The sequence below is a fragment of the Mumia sp. Pv4-285 genome (genome assembly GCF_041320275.1).
Classification (GTDB): domain Bacteria; phylum Actinomycetota; class Actinomycetes; order Propionibacteriales; family Nocardioidaceae; genus Mumia; species Mumia qirimensis.
This window is the reverse complement of the sequence record NZ_CP162023.1, coordinates 4,539,425-4,556,234: the sequence shown is the minus strand read 5'-3', so window position 1 is coordinate 4,556,234 and position 16,810 is coordinate 4,539,425. Positions and strand designations below refer to the sequence as shown.

22 protein-coding genes are annotated in these 16,810 nt (G+C 72.2%); 11 read left to right on the top strand and 11 right to left on the bottom strand.

The annotated features are described in order from the left end of the window. Positions 1-14 precede the first annotated feature (14 nt). The 3 genes from AB3M34_RS21705 to AB3M34_RS21695 are packed head-to-tail and all read right to left on the bottom strand — an operon-like array spanning position 15 to position 1,743. Positions 15-1,277, bottom strand: a complete 1,263-nt coding sequence (locus AB3M34_RS21705) for an RNA polymerase sigma factor (RefSeq protein ID WP_370620093.1) — start codon at positions 1,275-1,277, stop codon at positions 15-17. Between the two features lie 5 nt (positions 1,278-1,282). Next, positions 1,283-1,624, bottom strand: a complete 342-nt coding sequence (locus tag AB3M34_RS21700) for a YciI family protein (RefSeq protein ID WP_370616942.1) — start codon at positions 1,622-1,624, stop codon at positions 1,283-1,285. Next, positions 1,621-1,743 (bottom strand): hypothetical protein, encoded by a 123-nt coding sequence (locus AB3M34_RS21695; protein ID WP_370616941.1) that lies wholly within the window; start codon positions 1,741-1,743, stop codon positions 1,621-1,623. The genes AB3M34_RS21700 and AB3M34_RS21695 overlap by 4 nt, the downstream gene beginning before the upstream one ends. 124 nt (positions 1,744-1,867) lie before the next feature. On the opposite strand from AB3M34_RS21695, the gene AB3M34_RS21690 reads away from it, so the two are divergent. Further along, the gene (locus AB3M34_RS21690) at positions 1,868-2,779 is read left to right on the top strand and encodes a M15 family metallopeptidase (RefSeq protein WP_370616940.1); all 912 of its coding nucleotides are present in this window, start codon (positions 1,868-1,870) and stop codon (positions 2,777-2,779) included. 12 nt (positions 2,780-2,791) lie between these two features. Here AB3M34_RS21690 and AB3M34_RS21685 read toward each other — a convergent pair whose 3' ends face one another. Next, on the bottom strand, positions 2,792-3,883 hold the full coding sequence (locus tag AB3M34_RS21685) for an ATP-binding protein (RefSeq protein ID WP_370616939.1): 1,092 nt from the start codon (positions 3,881-3,883) through the stop codon (positions 2,792-2,794). A 92-nt stretch (positions 3,884-3,975) separates the two neighbouring features. Between AB3M34_RS21685 and AB3M34_RS21680 the strand changes: the two genes are divergently transcribed. Both AB3M34_RS21680 and AB3M34_RS21675 read left to right on the top strand, forming a co-directional pair. Then, a complete protein-coding gene (locus AB3M34_RS21680) occupies positions 3,976-4,866 on the top strand; it encodes a CAP domain-containing protein (RefSeq protein ID WP_370616938.1) in 891 nt (296 codons plus the stop codon). Positions 4,867-4,925: 59 nt separating this feature from the next. Then, the gene (locus tag AB3M34_RS21675) at positions 4,926-5,438 is read left to right on the top strand and encodes an SRPBCC domain-containing protein (RefSeq protein ID WP_370616937.1); all 513 of its coding nucleotides are present in this window, start codon (positions 4,926-4,928) and stop codon (positions 5,436-5,438) included. Between the two features lie 24 nt (positions 5,439-5,462). On the opposite strand, the gene AB3M34_RS21670 is transcribed toward AB3M34_RS21675, so the two are convergent. Then, complete coding sequence (locus tag AB3M34_RS21670) at positions 5,463-6,209, bottom strand: metallophosphoesterase family protein (RefSeq protein WP_370616936.1); 747 nt, start codon at positions 6,207-6,209, stop codon at positions 5,463-5,465. A gap of 32 nt (positions 6,210-6,241) precedes the next feature. Beyond that, positions 6,242-6,634 carry a VOC family protein gene (locus tag AB3M34_RS21665; RefSeq protein WP_370616935.1) on the bottom strand — a complete coding sequence of 131 codons (393 nt, stop codon included), beginning with the start codon at positions 6,632-6,634 and terminating at the stop codon, positions 6,242-6,244. Positions 6,635-6,701: 67 nt separating this feature from the next. Between AB3M34_RS21665 and AB3M34_RS21660 the strand changes: the two genes are divergently transcribed. Further along, positions 6,702-7,067 (top strand): DUF4180 domain-containing protein, encoded by a 366-nt coding sequence (locus tag AB3M34_RS21660; RefSeq protein ID WP_370616934.1) that lies wholly within the window; start codon positions 6,702-6,704, stop codon positions 7,065-7,067. A 6-nt stretch (positions 7,068-7,073) separates the two neighbouring features. Here the strand turns inward: AB3M34_RS21660 and AB3M34_RS21655 are convergent, their stop codons facing one another. Beyond that, entirely contained in the window at positions 7,074-7,652 is a 579-nt protein-coding gene (locus AB3M34_RS21655) for a TetR/AcrR family transcriptional regulator (RefSeq protein WP_370616933.1), read from the bottom strand. Positions 7,653-7,729: 77 nt separating this feature from the next. On the opposite strand from AB3M34_RS21655, the gene AB3M34_RS21650 reads away from it, so the two are divergent. Then, positions 7,730-8,305, top strand: coding sequence for a dihydrofolate reductase family protein (locus tag AB3M34_RS21650; RefSeq protein ID WP_370616932.1), 576 nt, complete (start codon positions 7,730-7,732; stop codon positions 8,303-8,305). On the opposite strand, the gene AB3M34_RS21645 is transcribed toward AB3M34_RS21650, so the two are convergent. Together AB3M34_RS21645 and AB3M34_RS21640 are read right to left on the bottom strand one after the other, a co-directional pair. After that, positions 8,286-8,972 carry a sigma-70 family RNA polymerase sigma factor gene (locus AB3M34_RS21645; RefSeq protein ID WP_370616931.1) on the bottom strand — a complete coding sequence of 229 codons (687 nt, stop codon included), beginning with the start codon at positions 8,970-8,972 and terminating at the stop codon, positions 8,286-8,288. The genes AB3M34_RS21650 and AB3M34_RS21645 overlap by 20 nt on opposite strands. Further along, on the bottom strand, positions 8,969-9,358 hold the full coding sequence (locus AB3M34_RS21640; protein WP_370616930.1) for a cupin domain-containing protein: 390 nt from the start codon (positions 9,356-9,358) through the stop codon (positions 8,969-8,971). The genes AB3M34_RS21645 and AB3M34_RS21640 overlap by 4 nt, the downstream gene beginning before the upstream one ends. 135 nt (positions 9,359-9,493) lie before the next feature. On the opposite strand from AB3M34_RS21640, the gene AB3M34_RS21635 reads away from it, so the two are divergent. The 4 genes from AB3M34_RS21635 (at position 9,494) to AB3M34_RS21620 (ending at position 13,881) form a co-directional block, all read left to right on the top strand. Further along, positions 9,494-12,211 carry an ATP-binding protein gene (locus tag AB3M34_RS21635; protein WP_370616929.1) on the top strand — a complete coding sequence of 906 codons (2,718 nt, stop codon included), beginning with the start codon at positions 9,494-9,496 and terminating at the stop codon, positions 12,209-12,211. Continuing rightward, on the top strand, positions 12,208-12,963 hold the full coding sequence (locus AB3M34_RS21630) for a class I SAM-dependent methyltransferase (protein ID WP_370616928.1): 756 nt from the start codon (positions 12,208-12,210) through the stop codon (positions 12,961-12,963). The genes AB3M34_RS21635 and AB3M34_RS21630 overlap by 4 nt, the downstream gene beginning before the upstream one ends. Positions 12,964-13,024: 61 nt before the next feature. Next, positions 13,025-13,408 carry a MerR family transcriptional regulator gene (locus tag AB3M34_RS21625; protein WP_370616927.1) on the top strand — a complete coding sequence of 128 codons (384 nt, stop codon included), beginning with the start codon at positions 13,025-13,027 and terminating at the stop codon, positions 13,406-13,408. After that, positions 13,405-13,881: a PaaI family thioesterase gene (locus AB3M34_RS21620; protein ID WP_370616926.1), complete on the top strand. Its 477-nt coding sequence runs from the start codon at positions 13,405-13,407 to the stop codon at positions 13,879-13,881. Before AB3M34_RS21625 ends, AB3M34_RS21620 begins: the two co-directional genes overlap by 4 nt. 31 nt (positions 13,882-13,912) lie before the next feature. Here AB3M34_RS21620 and AB3M34_RS21615 read toward each other — a convergent pair whose 3' ends face one another. After that, positions 13,913-14,404 carry a pyridoxamine 5'-phosphate oxidase family protein gene (locus AB3M34_RS21615; RefSeq protein WP_370616925.1) on the bottom strand — a complete coding sequence of 164 codons (492 nt, stop codon included), beginning with the start codon at positions 14,402-14,404 and terminating at the stop codon, positions 13,913-13,915. A 68-nt stretch (positions 14,405-14,472) separates the two neighbouring features. Here AB3M34_RS21615 and AB3M34_RS21610 point away from each other — a divergent pair, with 68 nt between their 5' ends. Both AB3M34_RS21610 and AB3M34_RS21605 read left to right on the top strand, forming a co-directional pair. Next, positions 14,473-15,219, top strand: coding sequence for a VOC family protein (locus AB3M34_RS21610; RefSeq protein WP_370616924.1), 747 nt, complete (start codon positions 14,473-14,475; stop codon positions 15,217-15,219). A 62-nt stretch (positions 15,220-15,281) separates the two neighbouring features. Further along, a complete protein-coding gene (locus AB3M34_RS21605; RefSeq protein WP_370616923.1) occupies positions 15,282-15,569 on the top strand; it encodes a DUF1905 domain-containing protein in 288 nt (95 codons plus the stop codon). Here AB3M34_RS21605 and AB3M34_RS21600 read toward each other — a convergent pair whose 3' ends face one another. Further along, on the bottom strand, positions 15,570-16,661 hold the full coding sequence (locus tag AB3M34_RS21600; RefSeq protein WP_370616922.1) for a fatty acid desaturase family protein: 1,092 nt from the start codon (positions 16,659-16,661) through the stop codon (positions 15,570-15,572). It lies immediately after the preceding gene. Between the last annotated feature and the right edge of the window lie 149 nt (positions 16,662-16,810).

The window sequence follows — 16,810 nt, the reverse complement described above, 5'->3', positions numbered from 1 at the left end:
GCAGGCGACGTTCGTCAGTGCGGAGCGTTCTCGGCAGCTTTCCGGCGCCGCTCGAGGAAGCGACGCTCCACGTCGTTGTCGACCAGGGCGAGCGCGGCGTCGTAAGCCGCCACAGCGTCGGCCGGTCTGCCGAGCCGGACGAGCAGGTCCGCGCGGGTGGCCGGGAGCAGGTGCTGGCGGGCCAGGTCCCCGGCACGGTCGAGCGCGTCGACCTCCGCCAGACCGGCTTCGACGCCGTCCGCCATGGCGAGCGCGACGGCCCGGTTCAGCGCCACCACCGCGGTCGGCTGAGCGCGAGTGAGAGCGTCGTACCAGCCGAGGATCCGACGCCAGTCCGTCGCCTCGGGGGTCGTCGCGCTCGCGTGGCAGGCGGCGATCTCGGCCTGGATCCGGTACGGCCCGTAAGCCGCGTCCGGTGCGACGGCGTCGAGGCGGGCCACGGCCCGGCCGGCGAGGCCGTGGTCCCACACGGACCGGTCCTGCTCCTCGAGCGTGAGCAGCTCGCCGCCGTCGTCGACCCGTGCCGTGCGCCGTGCGTGGGTGAGCTCCATCAGCGCCACCAGGCCGACCGCCTCCGACTCGTCCGGGAGCAGGCGCGCCGCGGTCCGTCCGAGGTAGAGCGCCTCGTCGCAGAGGTCGCCCCGCACCAGGACGGGGCCGCTCGTCGCGGCGTACCCCTCGTTGAAGAGCAGGTAGATCACCGCCAGCACGGCATCGACCCGCTCGGCGAGCAGGTCGTCGACAGGGACGGCGAACGCGGCCGGCCCGACCTGACGGAGTCGGCTCTTGCCGCGGACGAGACGCTGCGCCGCGGTCGCGCGCGGGATCAGGAACGCCCGCGCGATCTCGTCGGTGGTCATCCCCACCACCGTGCGGAGGGTGAGCGCGACCTGGCTCTCGGCAGGCAGCGCGGGGTGGCAGCACGTCAGGGTCAGGCGAAGGAGATCATCGTCGATCATCCGCTGCTCCGTCCCACTGCCCTCACCCCGCTCTCCGGCCGAGATCAGCGCGAGCTTCGACCGCTCGTTGACGGCGCGCTTGACGCGGTTGCGCGCGTCGTTGCGCGCGACCGTCACCAACCACGCACGAGGGTTCTCGGGAACGCCGTCGCGTGCCCACCGGGCGGCGGCGCGCGCGTACGCCTCCTGCGCGCAGTCCTCGGCGAGGGAGAGGTCGGACGTCAGCCGCACGAGCGACGCGACGACCTCTCCCCAGTGAGCGCGGAAGGCAGCGCGGACCGCGTCGTCGACGGCAGCCCGCCCGGCGGGTGGCGGCAGCGTCGTCAGCTCCCGTCGAACAACGGCCAGAACGGGCGGATCTCGAGCGATCCGTACGCGGCGATGGGATGCGCCGCGGCGATCGCGACGGCGGCCTCGAGGTCGGGGGCCTCCAGGACGTCGAACCCGCCGACGTGCTCGCGCGTCTCCGCGTACGGGCCGTCGCTGCGCACGACCGCGCCCTCACGGACGCGGACGACGACCGACTCAGGAGGCGGGGCGAGCCGGTCACCGATCAGGCGCGAGCCGTTCGCGTCCATCGTGTCCGTCCACGCCCGTACCTCCCCGGAGCCTTCCTCGGGGAACGTGAGGTCGGGATCGTCGCGCACCAGCATCAAGAACTTCACAGCATCTCCTCGGATCGTCCGGTCCACCACGCATCCTTCTCCTCCACGGCGCGTTCGTCACGCGCGGTGCGCTCGGCCCTGGCGTCGAGCACGATCCATGCCAGCATCAAGTTGTCCATCGAGTCCTCCTCTGAAGCGGTCCGTCACCTGTCGGACAATCGGCGACGGGGAGAATCGACAGGACGTCGCGAAAGAATTCGGGACGGTCGTGGTCCGGCGGTGGCACGCTCCTAGACTCGAAGGGTGCGGCACCGCGTACGGACCTCGCTCCCGGCCCTCGGACTCGGGCTGGTCGTCCTGCTCGCAGGCTGCGCCGGCGAGGAGCCGGACGCCGACTCGACGGCACGTCCCACGTCCGCCGCCACCTCGTCGTCGGCGGCGACGACTGCTCCGACCACCCCGGCAGCCCCGACAGCGAGCGCGACGCCGACCGCCGCGCCCGCCCGTGGCACGGTTCCGCCGGCGTGGCTGGGCACGCGGGTGCTGCCTCGTACGGAGGACGGCTTCGGCGAGATCCGTCCGACGCCGCGCGCTCTTCGCAACCGCCGGTTCACTCTTCCCGACCAGCTGCCGGCGCTCCCCGGCGACGGCTTCGCGAGCCGCGTCGCGGACCCGGCGCCTGCCGAGGTCCTCGCCCGATCGACGTGGCGCCCCGGCTGCCCGGTCGGCCGCGACGACCTCGCCTGGATACGGCTCACGTTCTGGGGCTTCGACGACGCACGCCACACCGGCGAGCTGCTGGTCAACCGCGCCGTGGCGCGTGACGTCGTACGCGTCTTCCGGGAGCTGTACGCCGCGCGGTTCCCGATCGAGGAGATGCGCATCACCCGTGCGGCCGAGCAGACGGCCCCGCCGACCGGCGACGGAAACAACACGGGTGCGTTCAACTGTCGTCCGACGCGTGGGACGACGACGTTCTCGCAGCACGCGTACGGCCTCGCCGTGGATCTCAACCCGTTCCAGAACCCGTACGTGAAGGGCGACGTCGTCCTGCCCGAGCTCGCGTCCGCCTACCTCGACCGCGACGACGTCCGACCCGGCATGATCACCGACGACGGCCCTGCGACCAGGGCGTTCGCCGCCATCGGATGGGGTTGGGGCGGGACCTGGCAGAACCTCAAGGACTACCAGCACTTCAGTCGCAACGGACGCTGACCGGCGCCTCGGTCACAGCGGCACGCCCACGTCCGACCCGCCCTCGTGGGTGAGGCGTGCGGCGACCTGGACGATCCCGGGCGTCGGAGCAAAACCGCCGGCGAACAGCGCCTGCCCCTGCGCGAAGGTGCCCGTGCGTGCCAGCAGGTCGGGCGGTGCGTAGCCGAAGTACTGGCCGAGCTCCGCGAGGTCGCGCGGCGAGCTCATCCGCATCAGGCCGAGGTTGTCGCACTGGGAGAGTGCGTTGGGGTGGATCTTCGAGGGCCGTTGCGTCGAGAGCAGCAGCCAGAGCCCGAACTTCCGGCCCTCCGCAGCGATCTGCACGATGCGTTCGGTCAGCACCTGGTCGAGGGCCGTGATCGGGTCCGCCGAGCAGAGGTTGTGGGCCTCGTCGATGACGATCAGCACGGGCCTCCGCTCCTCCCGGGTGGCCCAGAGGTGGTCGAGGGTGGCCAGGGCGGCGACCTTGAGCTCGTCGGCCTCGCGGAACCCTCCGAGGTCCATCACCGTCGCACGCGGTCGCTCGGCCACGACGTGCTCCGACGAGGGCCCGCCCCACGCGAAGACCTCCCACCGGAGGACGCCGAGGTTCTCGAGGCGGTGGAGGAGGCGTCGACGGCCGGGGTCGTCGGAGTCGCGGAGCAGGTCGACGAACTCGGTGGCCGCGATCTCTCCCGCCTCGACCTCCTCCTCCAGGTGCAGGAGGAGGTTGTACTCCTCCGCGTCGTGCAACGGGTCGAGGCGCAGGACGGCGGCCTTCGAACGCACGTCGAGGTCGAGGTAGCGCACGCACAGCCTGTCGGGCCCGGTCACGCCCGGGCGGAGGACTCGCACGTCCAGCTCCGCGAGCCGCGCGGCGGGCTCGGGGTGCGCGTCGTCGCGGGTATCGCCCAGCCGGACGAAGTCGCCGTTCGGATCCAGCACCAGGATCGGCAGCTGGGTGCCGAGGAGGAGCTGCTCGAGCACCACGCCCAACGCGTACGTCTTGCCGGAGCCGCTCTGCCCGCACCAGAACGTGTGACGGTTGAACCGCCGCGCATCGAGGTGCGCGGGGGCGCCGTCGGGGGAGTCGACGAGCGTTCCGACGGGAAGGTCAGCGGCCATGCCGCGACCCTAGCCCGCGCGGGTCCCCCTCGGCAGATGAGATGTACGGCCCGATGTCCCCACGTCGCCGCAGGTCTCGCTAGGCTCCCCGCGTGACGCCTGGCGCCTTGACGACGAGAGGGCGCGGCCGTGCGTCCGTCGCCGCCGCAGTCCTTGCCGCGATCACGTCGCTGGTGCTGGTGCTCGCGCCACCCGTCGCCGCCGAGTCCGACACGGAGACGATCACGGCACGCGCGAACGCCGCGCGGGCCGCCGAGGGACTGGCACCCCTCGTACGCAACCCGTCGCTCGATGCCGCCGCGCTGGCCTGGGCGCACGAGATCGCGGACGACGGTCGGCTGTCGCACAACCCCGACCTGGCCGAGCAGGTGCCAGGCGGGTGGCAGCGGATCGGAGAGAACGTCGCCCAGGGCTACCGGAACGGCGCCGCCATGCACACGGGCTGGATGAACTCGTCGGGCCACCGCGCCAACATCCTCGGCGACTACACCGACATCGGTGTCGCGTTCATCCGCAAGGACGGCACGACCTGGGGCGTCCAGGTCTTCGCGAAGTATCCCGGGTCGGGGAGCCGCCCGGCTCCGGTCACGCCCTCGGCACCGAAGACGTCGCCGCCGGCACCCGAGAAGACGAAGGCCCCGCAGAAGCCTGCGCCGACGCGAACGACGCCGCCCCGCACCACCGCCGTACCGACGACCGTGCCGACCGCCTCCGCCGCGACGACGGCGTCTGCACCTGCCACGCCCACGACCGCCGCCGCGACACCCACCGACAGTGCGTCGGACGATGCGGCCGGGGCCGCGGTCGACGACGCGGACCCGCCGTCGTCGAGCTCGGCGGCCGGGGTCGCCGCCCCGGTGACGACCGGCGTGGCCGCGACCGCGCTCGGTGCGGCGACCGCCCTCGCCCTGGCGGCCGTGCTGCTCTTCCGGCGCCGGCGTACGACGGCGGCCGGCGCTGCCCCCGGGCGGCACCGCGGCTGACGGTGGAAGCGTCCTCTGTGGCCTAGTGTGCTGAGGGACGCGACCACGAGGAGGACCTTATGGCGATCGCTCCGACGGGCCGGCGCGAGGAGCGCGACGGCACCGACTACCTCGTCTACACGCGGCGGTTCGCCGCACCGATCGAGGACGTGTGGGCGGCCATCACCGACGCCGACCGGCTCTCGCGGTGGATCGGGACATGGGAAGGCGACCCGGAGAGCGGCGAGGTCACGTTCTTCATGACCGCCGAGGGCGACGACGTACCCGGTCAGGCGTACCAGATCGACACGTGCGACCGACCCCGGCGACTCGTGACGCGCGCGCCGTCCCCGTCCGGCGTCGCGGACGACGAATGGGTGCTGGAGCTGGACCTCGACGACGAGGACGGCTTCACGACGTTGACGTTCGCGCAAGCGATGTCCGACGCCGAGATGGCGGCCGACGTCGGTCCGGGCTGGGACTACTACCTCGACCGCATGGTCGCGGCCGAGCGCGGTGACGACCTCGACGACATCGTGTTCGACCAGTACCTCGCCGACCAGGCCGAGTACTACCGCTCGGCGTTCGCCTGAGCCTGCGGCGGACTGGCCGGCGGGTCAGCGGCCGTCGCGCGGACCGAAGGCCCGCAACGCGTCAGCGTCGCTGTTGAGGGACCGTACGTACTCGTCGGCCCAAGCCTCACGCTCGTCGTACGCGGACTGCTCGACGACCTCCGCGACGACCGCGTCGACGTCGACCAGGGTGTGTCGAAGGCTGACCTGACCGTCACGGAGCAGCGCCCACGAGCCGCCGGCGCGCCCGTACGGCATGCCGATGCTCCCTGAGTTGACGACGAGCCGCCGGTCCACGAGCCGCACGAACGGCATGTGGGTGTGCCCGCAGACCACCGTGCGCACCGCGTCGTCGAGATCGGCGAACACGTCTGCCCAGCGCTCGAGCCGGGTGTCGACGAGCACGACCTCCTCGTCGTCGCGCGGCGTGCCGTGGCAGAAGACGACCGGGCCGAACCCGTCGACGACCTGGACCACCGGGTGCGGGAGACCGTCGAGGAGCGCGACCTGGTCCAGGCGCAGCTGCTGTCCCGCCCACCGCGATTCCGGGTGCTCGGAGGTGCCGCCACGCGCGACGGCGACCAGCTCACGGTCGGCGTTGCCGCGGACGAGGATGCACCGCTGTCCGAGCGACACCAGTCGGTCGAGGACCTCGACCGGCATCGGCCCCGCTGCGTGGTCTCCGGTCACGACGACCAGATCGGCGTCGCGGACGTCCGGCTCGGCCAGCACCGCGTCGAGCACGGGCAGCACTCCGTGGATGTCGGACAGGGCGGCGACCGAGGCGACCATGAGGCCGAACCTAGCGCGCGCCCTCCACCAGATCAGTCCCTGTCACGGCGGGGCGGCTGGATGAGGTCCCACGGCATCCCGTACAGGTCCTCGAACACGACGACGGTCCCGTACGTCTCGTAGCGCGGCTCCTCGCGGAAGCGGACTCCGTGCGCCTTCATGCGCGCGTGCTGCGTGGCGAAGTCGTCGGTCTCGAGGAAGAACGCGACGTCTCCTCCGGCCTGCCGACCGAGGGCTGGGTCGTCTGGTGTCGTGAGCTTGAGGACGAGACCCGCGCCGCCTCCGCCGGGGCGGACCACCACGCGGCGCCACCCGCCGTCGAACGTGTCGTCCTGCTGGATCTCGAAGCCCATGACGTCGACGAAGAACGCGATCGCCTCGTCGTGGTCGGTGACGAGGTAGGTGATGTCCTGGATGCGGAGCATGCTGCAGCGTACGCCGCCGGGCGGAATCGCAGTGCGACCACGCGGTGGCACAGCGTACGGTCGGCGCATGCGTATCGACGAGCACCGTGGCCAGCGTGTCCTTCGCCTCGACCCCGAGGGCCCTGCCATCACCGACGCGGGCGACGTGATCGGAGACGTGTGGGCGCACGAGGCGCAGATGGTCGTCGTCCCGGCGGCACGCCTCGATCCCGAGTTCTTCCGACTCCGCTCGGGAGTGGCCGGAGAGTTCCTGCAGAAGCTGGTGAACTACCGCATCCGGCTCGCCGTCGTCGGCGACATCACCGCGTACGTCGAGGCGAGCGACGCGCTGCGCGACCTCGTCCGGGAGTCGAACGCGGGGACGCAGGCGTGGTTCTTCGCCGACGAGGCGGCGCTCGGCGCGCGCCTGGGACCTGTGGTCGACGCGTCCTGAGCGCGGTCAGCCCGGGACGATGGTCTCGACGAGCTGCCGGACGAGCTCGGGCAGGCCTTCGTCGCCCCCGGGCAGGACGCCGGGCAGTGTCAGGTGCTCGAGCAGGAGGCCGTTCATCGCCAGGTAGAGCAAGAGCGCCGTCGTAGCCCCGCCGGGGAACCCGCCCTCCACGTGGGCGGCGGTGATCTCGTCGAGGTTCGCCCGGTAGCGGGCGGTGAACGCGTCGCGCAGCTCGGGGCGTCGTGACGCCTCGAGGCGCAGCTCGAACATCGCCAGGTAGCCCGGGCGGTCGGCCCGTGCCCGCTCGAGGATTTCCTGCATCAGGAGGACCTCGAGGTCGCGTGACGACGGGGCCGAGAGCCGCTCCGCCACGACGGCGGGATCGGGGGCGAGTCGGACGAAGACGTGGTCGCCGAGCTCGCGCAGGAGGGCGTCCCTGCTCGCGAAGTAGTTGGACGTCGTCCCGGTCGGCACTCCCGCGTGCTCGTCGACCGCGCGGAAGGTGAGCCCACGGGCGCCGAGCCGGGCGAGGACCTCGATGCCGGCGTCGAGCAGAGTCGTACGGCGGCGGGGGTTGCTGACCATGCGAGCATCCTGCCGCGTTCACGCCGAGAAAACAACTACGTTTGACGTACTTCATCTGTTGTGGTTGAGTCGACGGCATGCGAGAACTGACCTACTACGTCGGCCTGACCCTCGACGGCTTCATCGCCGGACCGGGCGACGAGGACGACTTCTTCCCTTTGTCCGAAGACCTCATGCGGTTCATGTCCACCGAGTGCGTCGACGCGCTCCCGTCCCATGCCCGCGCGTCGCTCGGGGTGGCAGATGCGCCCCTGCGTACGTACGACACGGTCCTGATGGGTCGCCGCACGTACGATCCGGCCCTCAAGATCGGCATCACCGATCCGTACGCGCACCTGCGGACGGTCGTCTTCAGCCGGTCGCTCGCCGAGTCTCCGGATCCCAAGGTCGAGGTGACGACCGTCGACCCCGTCACGCGGGTGCGCGAGCTCAAGGCCGAGGAGTCGCCGCTCGGCATCTACCTCGCCGGCGGTGGCACGCTCGCCGGCCAGCTGCTCGACGAGATCGACCGGCTGGTCGTCAAGAAGTACCCGGTCGTGGTCGGGTCCGGCGTCCCGGCCTTCTCGACGGACTTCCGACCGACCGCGTTCGCGCTCGAGGAGGTGGCGACCTTCGACAACGGGTGCGCGGTGCTCACCTACGCACGGGCGTGACCGCGTCCGCGCGCAGCAGCGCCACGAGCGCCTCGACGTCGTACGCCACGAACGCGGCGACGTAGTCCTCGAGCAGCCGGACGTCGTCGGCGCCGAGCGGTGCGTGGTCGTGCTCCGCTCCGACGCCCGACGGTGTGCCGTCCCGCAACGTCGTGCGCGCCCGCTGCAACGCGCTGGTCACCGAGACCACCGAGCTGCCGAGGAGCGCCGCCACCTCGGAGGCCCGCCAGCGCAGCACGTCGCGCAGCACGAGGACGGCCCGCTGGCGTGGTGGGAGGAGGCGTACGGCGGCGGCGAAGGCAGCGCGTACGTCCTCGTGCTCGCTGGCCGCCGTTGCCGGGTCGGGCACCTCGGCGGCACCGACGAGCGTGAGCACCGCACCGTCGGTCGCGCCGAGATCCATCGGCCGCGGACGTCGCCCCGAGGACGTGAGGGAGTCGTGGCAGACGTTGGTCGCGATGCGGTAGAGCCAGGACCGCACCGACGCGCGACCTTCGTACGTGGCGCGTGCCCGCCAGGCCCGGATCATCGTCTCCTGGACGGCATCGTCGGCCTCGGCCGCCGAGCCGAGCCGTCGACGGCAGTAGCCCGCCAGCTCGTGCCGGTACTCCTCCAGCTCGAGAGCGTCCGGCGCAGGGGCGCGCTCGACCAGCGTCGCGACGCTCACCGGGCCGGCTCCGCCTCGAAGACGACCGCGAGCTCGTTCGCCCGTGCGTCGTCGAGGAACTCCTGCAGGATCCGCGGCGACGCGTGGATGCACAGCATCCGGAGCGTCTCCGTCCCCACCGCGCGGAACGCGTGAGGGGTGTCGGCCCCCACGACGACGACGTCGCCCGGCTCGCCGTATGTCTCGCCGTCCGCCGTACGGATGTGGGCGGTCCCGGCGAGGACGACCCACGTCTCGGAGTACGGATGGACGTGCGCATCGGGGCCCGTGCCGGGCGCGTTGGCGACGTGGAAGAACGAGACGCCGGATCCGTACGCCTCGCCCTCGAAGCGCGTCGTACGGCTTCCCGGCAGTCGGAGATCGGATTCCTTGGCGACGATCAGCATGGGTGCTCCTTCGGAGGTGGGTCACGTTGACCTCTCGATCGTCGGTCGGCGGGACCCCTCGCCGGATCCGTGCCGAGCACGGATCCGCCACGGAACTCAGTAGGGGGCCCGTCCGTGGCGCGGCATACTGATGAGGTGCCGGACCTGCCTGTCGACGCCGTCTCTCCCCGCGAGCGGGACGTCCTGGCAGCGGTCACCGAGCACCTGACCAACGCCGAGATCGCGCACCGCCTGCACCTGTCGGTGCGCACGGTGGAGAGCCACGTGTCGTCGCTGCTGCGCAAGCTCGGAGCCCGCGACCGGCGCGAGCTGGCGACCCTCGCCGCCGGCGCCCTCCCCGACGGAGCCTCGCGCTCGGCCTCCGGAGAGCTCGTCGGCCTCCCGCGGCCGCGCACGTCGCTCGTGGGGCGTACGGCCGAGGTGGAGGCCGTCGCCAGGCTCGTCGCCGAGTCCCGGATCACGACCGTGCTCGGCCCGGGCGGCACGGGAAAGACCCGCGTCGCCGTGGCCGTCGCGCAGCGGTCGGGTCCGTGGTTCGCGTCGGGCGGCGCGTTCGTCGACCTGGTGCCCGCCGTCCCAGCGACCGTCGACGCCACGGTCGCCGCCGCCCTGGGGGTGGCGCAACGCCCGCAGGTGAGCCTCGTCGACGCCCTCGCGGGCGCGCTGAGAGGTCGGTCGCTGCTGGTGCTCGACAACGCGGAGCACGTGACCGACGAGGTGGCCCGCCTCGTCGTCCACCTCGCTGACGCTCTGCCGGACCTGCACGTCCTGGTCACCAGCCGTGAGCGTCTCGGCGCCCCCGGTGAAGCCGTCTTCCATCTCGGCCCGCTCTCCGACGCGGACGCCGCCGCGCTCTTCGTCGAGCGAGCCGCGATGGCGGATGCGTCGGTGGACGTGCCTGTCGACGCGGCGGTCGAGCTGTGCCGACGCCTGGACGGGTCACCCCTGGCGATCGAGCTCGCGGCCGCACGTGTCGCGTCGATGGGGCTCGCGGGAGTCGAAGCAGGGTTGGACGACGTCCTCCGCCTGCTCACCCTGGGCCGACCCGCGGACCGTCGGCACCGTTCGTTGCGCGCGGTGGTCGAGTGGAGCCACGCGGCGCTCGACGACGACGAGCGCGAGGCGTTGCACACCGTCGCCGTGTTCGCGGGCGGGTTCGACCTGGACGCAGCCGCAGCGCTCCTTCCGGCCGAGGGACGCGGCGGCGTCGCCGACCTGCTCGGCCGGCTCGCCGACAAGAGCCTCGTACGCCGGTCGCTCGGGTCGGACGGCAGGGACCGCTGGGCGCTCCTCGTCGGGGTGCGCGAGCTGGCCCGCGAGCACCTGGAGGAGTCACCCGAGCTTGGGGACACGCAGGCCAGGTACGCCGCCTGGGCGACGGAGCGGGCTCACGATCTCGTCGGGCGCCGCCCGTACGCCGCCAGGTCGGCTGCCGGATGGTCGACCGAGGTCGACGGCGTGCTGGACGACCTGCGGTCCTGCGTCGCCAGCCCCGCGCGTGTCGGCGGGGAGGCGCGGTCGTTCGTGCGGGACGTCGCGACGCTCGCCTATGCCCGCGGGTTCGTGGCCGAGGCGGCTCGGCACTTCCAGGCCGCAGCGGGCCTCGCAGAACGCGGACGCGACGTCGCCGCCGACCTGACCGACGCCGCGGCCTGCGTGCACCTCGTCTCCGACGCGCGCGAGGCCTACAACCTCCTCCTGACCGCGGCTGGAGCAGCCCGCACGGACGACCCCGTCGCGGCTGCTGTGGCTCTGGCGTCGGCGGTCACCGTCGCCGAGAGGTTCCGCGGGGCCGGATTCGTGGCGGACCCGGACACCGCGACGCTCGAGTCGCTGCTGGCAGACGCCGAGGCGCTCGCAGGAGACGGGAGCACGGCTCGCGCGTCGCTGGCCACCGCGCGCGCCTGGACCTCGGGTGCCGACCACCAGCACGTTGCGCCCGGGGCCGCGGCCGAGGCGGTCGCCGTCGCTCGGGCCGAGGGCGACGTGCTGATCCTCAGCGCTGCGCTCGACGCGTCGTCCACGGCGGCGGCGCTGTCGGGTCGTCCCGACACCTCGCTGCTGCTCTCGTCCGAGCGCCTTCAGCTGGTCACGGACGCGTCGGCCGAGCGCGCCCCCCGCGGTGCGATCGAGGTCGCCGACGCACTGCGCTCCGTGGCGTCGTACGCCGTCGCGACGGGTGGTCTCCAGGTGGCGCTCGACGCCACCCGACGTGGCACGGCGAACCCGACGCTCGAACCCCACCCCTGCTGGGCCAAGGGCAGCGCCGTCGCCCCGCTCGCTCTCGCCGGCGACTTCGTCGGTGCCGAGGACGCCGCGCACGAGGTCTGGGCGAACGTGGTCGCGACTCGGCGCTTCACCAACCTCACCCTGGCCGGGCCGCTGCTCGGTGCCGCGCTCGCCGCCGGCCTGCGGCGGGACTGGGAGGCGTACGACCGGTGGTGGGAGCGGGCCCGCGAGGTGGCCGCCCCGAAGCGCTTGAACGACTCACCCAACCTGGAGCCGTGGGCCGCTTTCGTGCGAGCCCGCGTCTGCCTCGCCGAGGCCGACGACCTGGAGCGCGCATTCACCGAGGTGTCGAAGGAGTTCGTGCCAGGGCGCTTCGACGGGTACGCGGCGGTGATGGCGGCCGAGCTGGCCGTCGTCCTCGGCGACGGCGCGGCCGACGCGCTGCTCGAGCGTGCCGCGGCCTACGCGCCGCACCACCGGTGGGTCGCTCCGGCGCTGCTGCGCGCCCGTGGCCGCCGCGACCGCGATCCGACCCTGCTGGAGGAGTCGGCCGCGGCGTGGGGCGCGATGGGTGCCGCGTACGAGCGGGACGTGACACGTGGCCTCGTGAAGGAGCTGGCGTGAGGTCGTACGAGGAGCTCGTCGCCGAGGCCGACGCCGCCGACGTCTCCGGATGGGAGTTCTCGTGGCTCGACGGGCGCGCGACCGAGCAGCGCCCGTCGTGGGGCTACCAGCGACTGATGAGCGACCGTTGGGCGAGGGCCACCGCCGCGCTCGACGTCCAGACCGGCGGCGGTGAGGTGCTCGCCGGCGCAGGGCGCTTCCCGCCGGTCGGCGTCGCCACGGAGTCCTGGCCGCCGAACCTCGCGAAGGCGACGCGCCTGCTGCATCCCCGAGGTGTCGTCGTCGTCGCGGACGACGACGAGCCGCCGCTACCGTTCGCCGACGGCGCGTTCGACCTGGTGACCAGCCGGCATCCCGCGACGGTCTGGTGGGACGAGCTGGCCCGTGTCCTGGCCCCGGGCGGGACCTACCTGGCGCAGCACGTCGGTCCGGAGTCGGTGTTCGAGCTCGCCGAGGAGTTCCTGGGACCGCTCGGTCCGGAGCACGGGCGAGCCCGCCGTCCTGACGACGAGGCTGCGGCGGCGGAGGCGGCAGGCCTGGAGGTCGTGGACCTTCGCACCGAGCGGCTCAGGATGGAGTTCGGCGACGTCGGCGCGATCGTCTACTTCCTCCGCAAGGTGATCTGGATCGTGCCGGGCTTCACGGTCGACACGTACGACGCGGCGCTCCGGCGACTGCACGAGCAGATCGCCACCGACGGCCCTTTCGTCGCGCACTCCACGCGCACGCTGGTGGAGGCGCGACGACGCTAGTCGCCCAGGCGGTTTTCTCGGCCTTGCTTCGCACAGTGCGAACGTTGCTAACGTCCACGGCATGCGCATCTCCGAGCTCGCGCGGGTCACCGGGGTGTCGACGCACCGGCTGCGTCGCTACGACGACCTGGGCCTCGTGAGCGCCCGACGCAGCGACCGCGGCTACCGCGAGTACGACGCCGCCGCGGTCCGCGAGGTCACCTTCGTCGCGATGGGACGTGACCTCGGGTTCTCGCTCGACGAGCTCGCCGCGCTGCTGCCCCGCTATCGCGACGGGTCCCTGTCGATCGACGAGATGGTCGCCGGCCTGCGCCAGCGGATCGCCGTCGTCGAGGCGGAGATCGCCGAGCGTCAGGACCTGCGCGACCGCCTGGTCGACCACGTCGGGTGGTTCGAGGAGAGACGCGACGCTGCCCGAGCACGATCCACGAAGGAGCTGCCATGAGTACGACGAGCACGACCACCACTCCCGAGACCACGCCCGCCGAGATCGTCGAGCAGGCCGTGCTCGCGATGCCGATGGCGAGGACGCTGGGACTCCGCTTCCGTCGGCTGGGTGACGGCAGCGCGGAGGTCGAGCTGCCGGTCCGCGACGAGCTCACGTTCCGTCCGGGCCAGCTTCAGGCGACGGCGGTGTACGCGGTCGCCGACTTCGCTGCGGTCTCGGCCGCCGGCACGACCCTTCCGCTCGGCTGGATCAACGCGACCGTCGACACGAGCCTGAAGCTCGTCGCCCCGGCGGTCGGCGAGGCTCTCGTCGCGCGCGGTCGGGTGGTGAGCGCCTCGCGGCTGCTGACCGTGTGCGCTGCCGACGTGTACGCGGTGGCGGCCGGCGTCGAGACGCTGTGCGCCACGATGCTCGCGACCGCCCGCAACGTCGAGCCGCGGCGGGCCGCGTCCTCCTCCGTGGCGGACTGACGCGGGGCGGTCGTTCGGCTGATCGCGCGCGTCAGGCCTTGTGCTCGACCCGCTCGCCCTCGCCCGGCTTCCAGATGGTGATCTCGAGCTGGTCGTCGACGAGCGCGATCGAGGAGGCGCCGGTGAGGTCGGCCACGTAGAACGGGTCGAACACCTGACCGCGCAGGTCCATCCCCGACCTCTCGAACAGGTCTGCGGCGAACCGCGCATGCAGGTCGGGCGCCTGGAGGTTGCGGGCCTCGCCCCACAGCTTCGCGTCGCCCTCGCCGACGTACGGGTCGGTCGTCGCGGTGTGCAGGCAGAACCGCGGGTCGCGGGCGAGGTCGCGGAACTTCGTCGTGCCCGGCATGCCGACGAGGACGAGGTGGTCCTCGAAGAGGGTCGGCTCCATCGGACTGATCCGCGGGAACCCGTCGGAGCGCAGCGTCGCCAGCATGCACAGGTTGCCGGTCGCGGCGTGCCGCCGGGCGAAGACCTCGGCGATCCGAGGCGCCTCGTCCTGGAGCCCTGCCCACGTGACCATCGCACGAGACTACTCGTCGGCGGCGTCGGCGCACCACGGTCCGCACGCGGGGCGTGCACAATGTCGGGATGGTCGTCTCCTTCCGCTGGATCACCGCGTTCCTCGACCAGCCCGCCGCCACCGCCACGGGCTCCCTGCAGCTGTGGCAGGCGATCACGGGGACGCAGGCGTCGCCGACGCGTGGCGAGCACGACGAGTTCCGTACGCTGCTCCCGGCGAGCGGCGACGCGTACCTGCGCTTCCAGGTCGTCCCGGACGGTCTCCCGCGGGTCCATCTGGACCTCCACGTCGACGACCTCGCGGCAGGTCGCGACGCGGCGGTCGCGGCGGGTGCGACCGTGGTGGCCGAGCCGGGCACGCACGTCGTCCTCGCCTCCCCGGGCGGGATGCCGTTCTGCGTGGTGCCGGACGAGGGCGAGCGTGAGGTGCCTCCCGCACCCACGTGGCCAGGCGGTCACCGCAGCGTTCTCGACCAGGTGTGCCTCGACATCCCGGCCGACCTGTACGACGACGAGTGCGCCTTCTGGGCCGAGGTCACCGGATGGCCGCTGGACGCCTCGGGTCGGGAGGAGTTCGTGCGACTCGTGCGCCCGTCCTCCCTGCCGCTCGGCATCCTCCTCCAGCGCCTCGACACGGTCCCTCCGCACGCCGACGTGACCGCTCACCTCGACCTCGCGGCAGGCTGGGAGGGCGCCGATGCCGAGGTCGTACGGCTCCGGGCCCTCGACGCCGCGGAACGGTGGAGGTCCGACTGGTGGATCACACTCTCCGACCCTTACGGACGGCTCTTCTGCGTCACCCGCCGCGAGCCGTGATCGATGACTCTCGAGCACGGCGACGGTCTGACCGTGCACGACCCCGAGATCCAGGAGCCGAGATGAACCCGCACGTGCCAGGCCCGCTCGACCACACCTTCACCGCACCGATCGAGAAGGACGGTGCCTTCGCGACGTACCTGACGATGCCCGGGTCGGCCGACCTGCTCGGCACGCGTAAGGCGGTGAAGGTCACCGGCACGATGGACGGTCACGCGTTCGCGGCCACGCTCATGCCGTCAGGCCAGGGACCGCACTGGCTCCCCGTCCGCAAGGACCTGTGCCGGGCGATCGGCAAGGACGCTGCGGGCGAGGAGGTCACCGTGCACCTCCAGGAGCGACTTACCTGATCAGACCGCGGTCCGCAGCTGGGCAGCCAACGGGCAGTCGAACGGGTCGCGTGCCCGGAGGCCGACGTTGTTCAGGTAGTCGACCACGATGCGGTAGGACGCGATCAGCCCGACCTCGGCGTACGGCACGTCGTGACGGAGGCAGAAGTCGCGGACGATCGGCCGGGCCTTGCGGAGGTTGCCGCGGGGCATGCTCGGGAACAGGTGGTGCTCGACCTGGTAGTTGAGGCCGCCCATCATCTCGTCGACGAGCCAGCTCCCACGGATGTTGCGCGAGACGAGCACCTGACGCCGCAGGAAGTCGAGCCGCATCTCCGGAGGGACGATCGGCATCCCCTTGTGGTTCGGCGCGAACGACATCCCGAGCGTCAGCCCGAACACGGCCATCTGCACGGCGAAGAACGCCGCCGCGAGTCCGAACGGGAGCACGACGAGCAGGACCACGACGTACGCGACCAGCCGCGTCGAGACCAGGACGAGCTCGAGCCGCTGCCACGGTCGCTTCACGGTGCGGTCCATCGACGTACGGATGCTCGCGTAGTGGAGGTTGAGGCCCTCGAGCGTGAGCAGCGGAAAGAACAGCCAACCCTGGCGCGCGACGAACCAGCCGGCGAACCCGCTCCGCCGTTGCGCGACGATCTCGGGAGTGAAGGCGAGCGCCCCGGGTCCGATGTCCGGGTCGACACCCTCCTGGTTGGGAGCCTGGTGGTGCTTGTTGTGCTTGGCGCGCCACCAGCCGTAGCTCAGGCCGGCGAACACTCCCGCGAGCAGCCGGGCCGCCCAGGCGTTCGCCTCCGCCGACCGGAAGATCTGCCGGTGTGCGGCGTCGTGCCCGAGAAACCCGAACTGCGTGATGACGACGCCCATGGCGGCAGCGACCAGCAGCTGCCACCACGAGTCGCCGAGCAGGAAGAAGGCGACCCACAGTCCTGCGAACGCGGCGATGGTGGCAGCGATGCGTACGGCGTACCGCCCGCTTCGTCGTTCCAGGAGACCCTTGGCGCGAACCTGGTGGAGCAGGTCGGAGAACCGTGCCGTGCTCGGATGAGCAGCGGGCGGTTGAGGGGACGGGGATGCGGTGTGGACGGTCATGGGCGGGCCTCGATCCGGATCGTCGGCGAGCGCATTCCGCCCCCGTGTCTCGACGCTACTGCCCAAGTGGTCACCGGGCCGATGGATCCAGGTCCACGAGACAGGTGGTGCTAGCACCCTTGAGAACTCGTTTGTCCGTCGCGACGTTG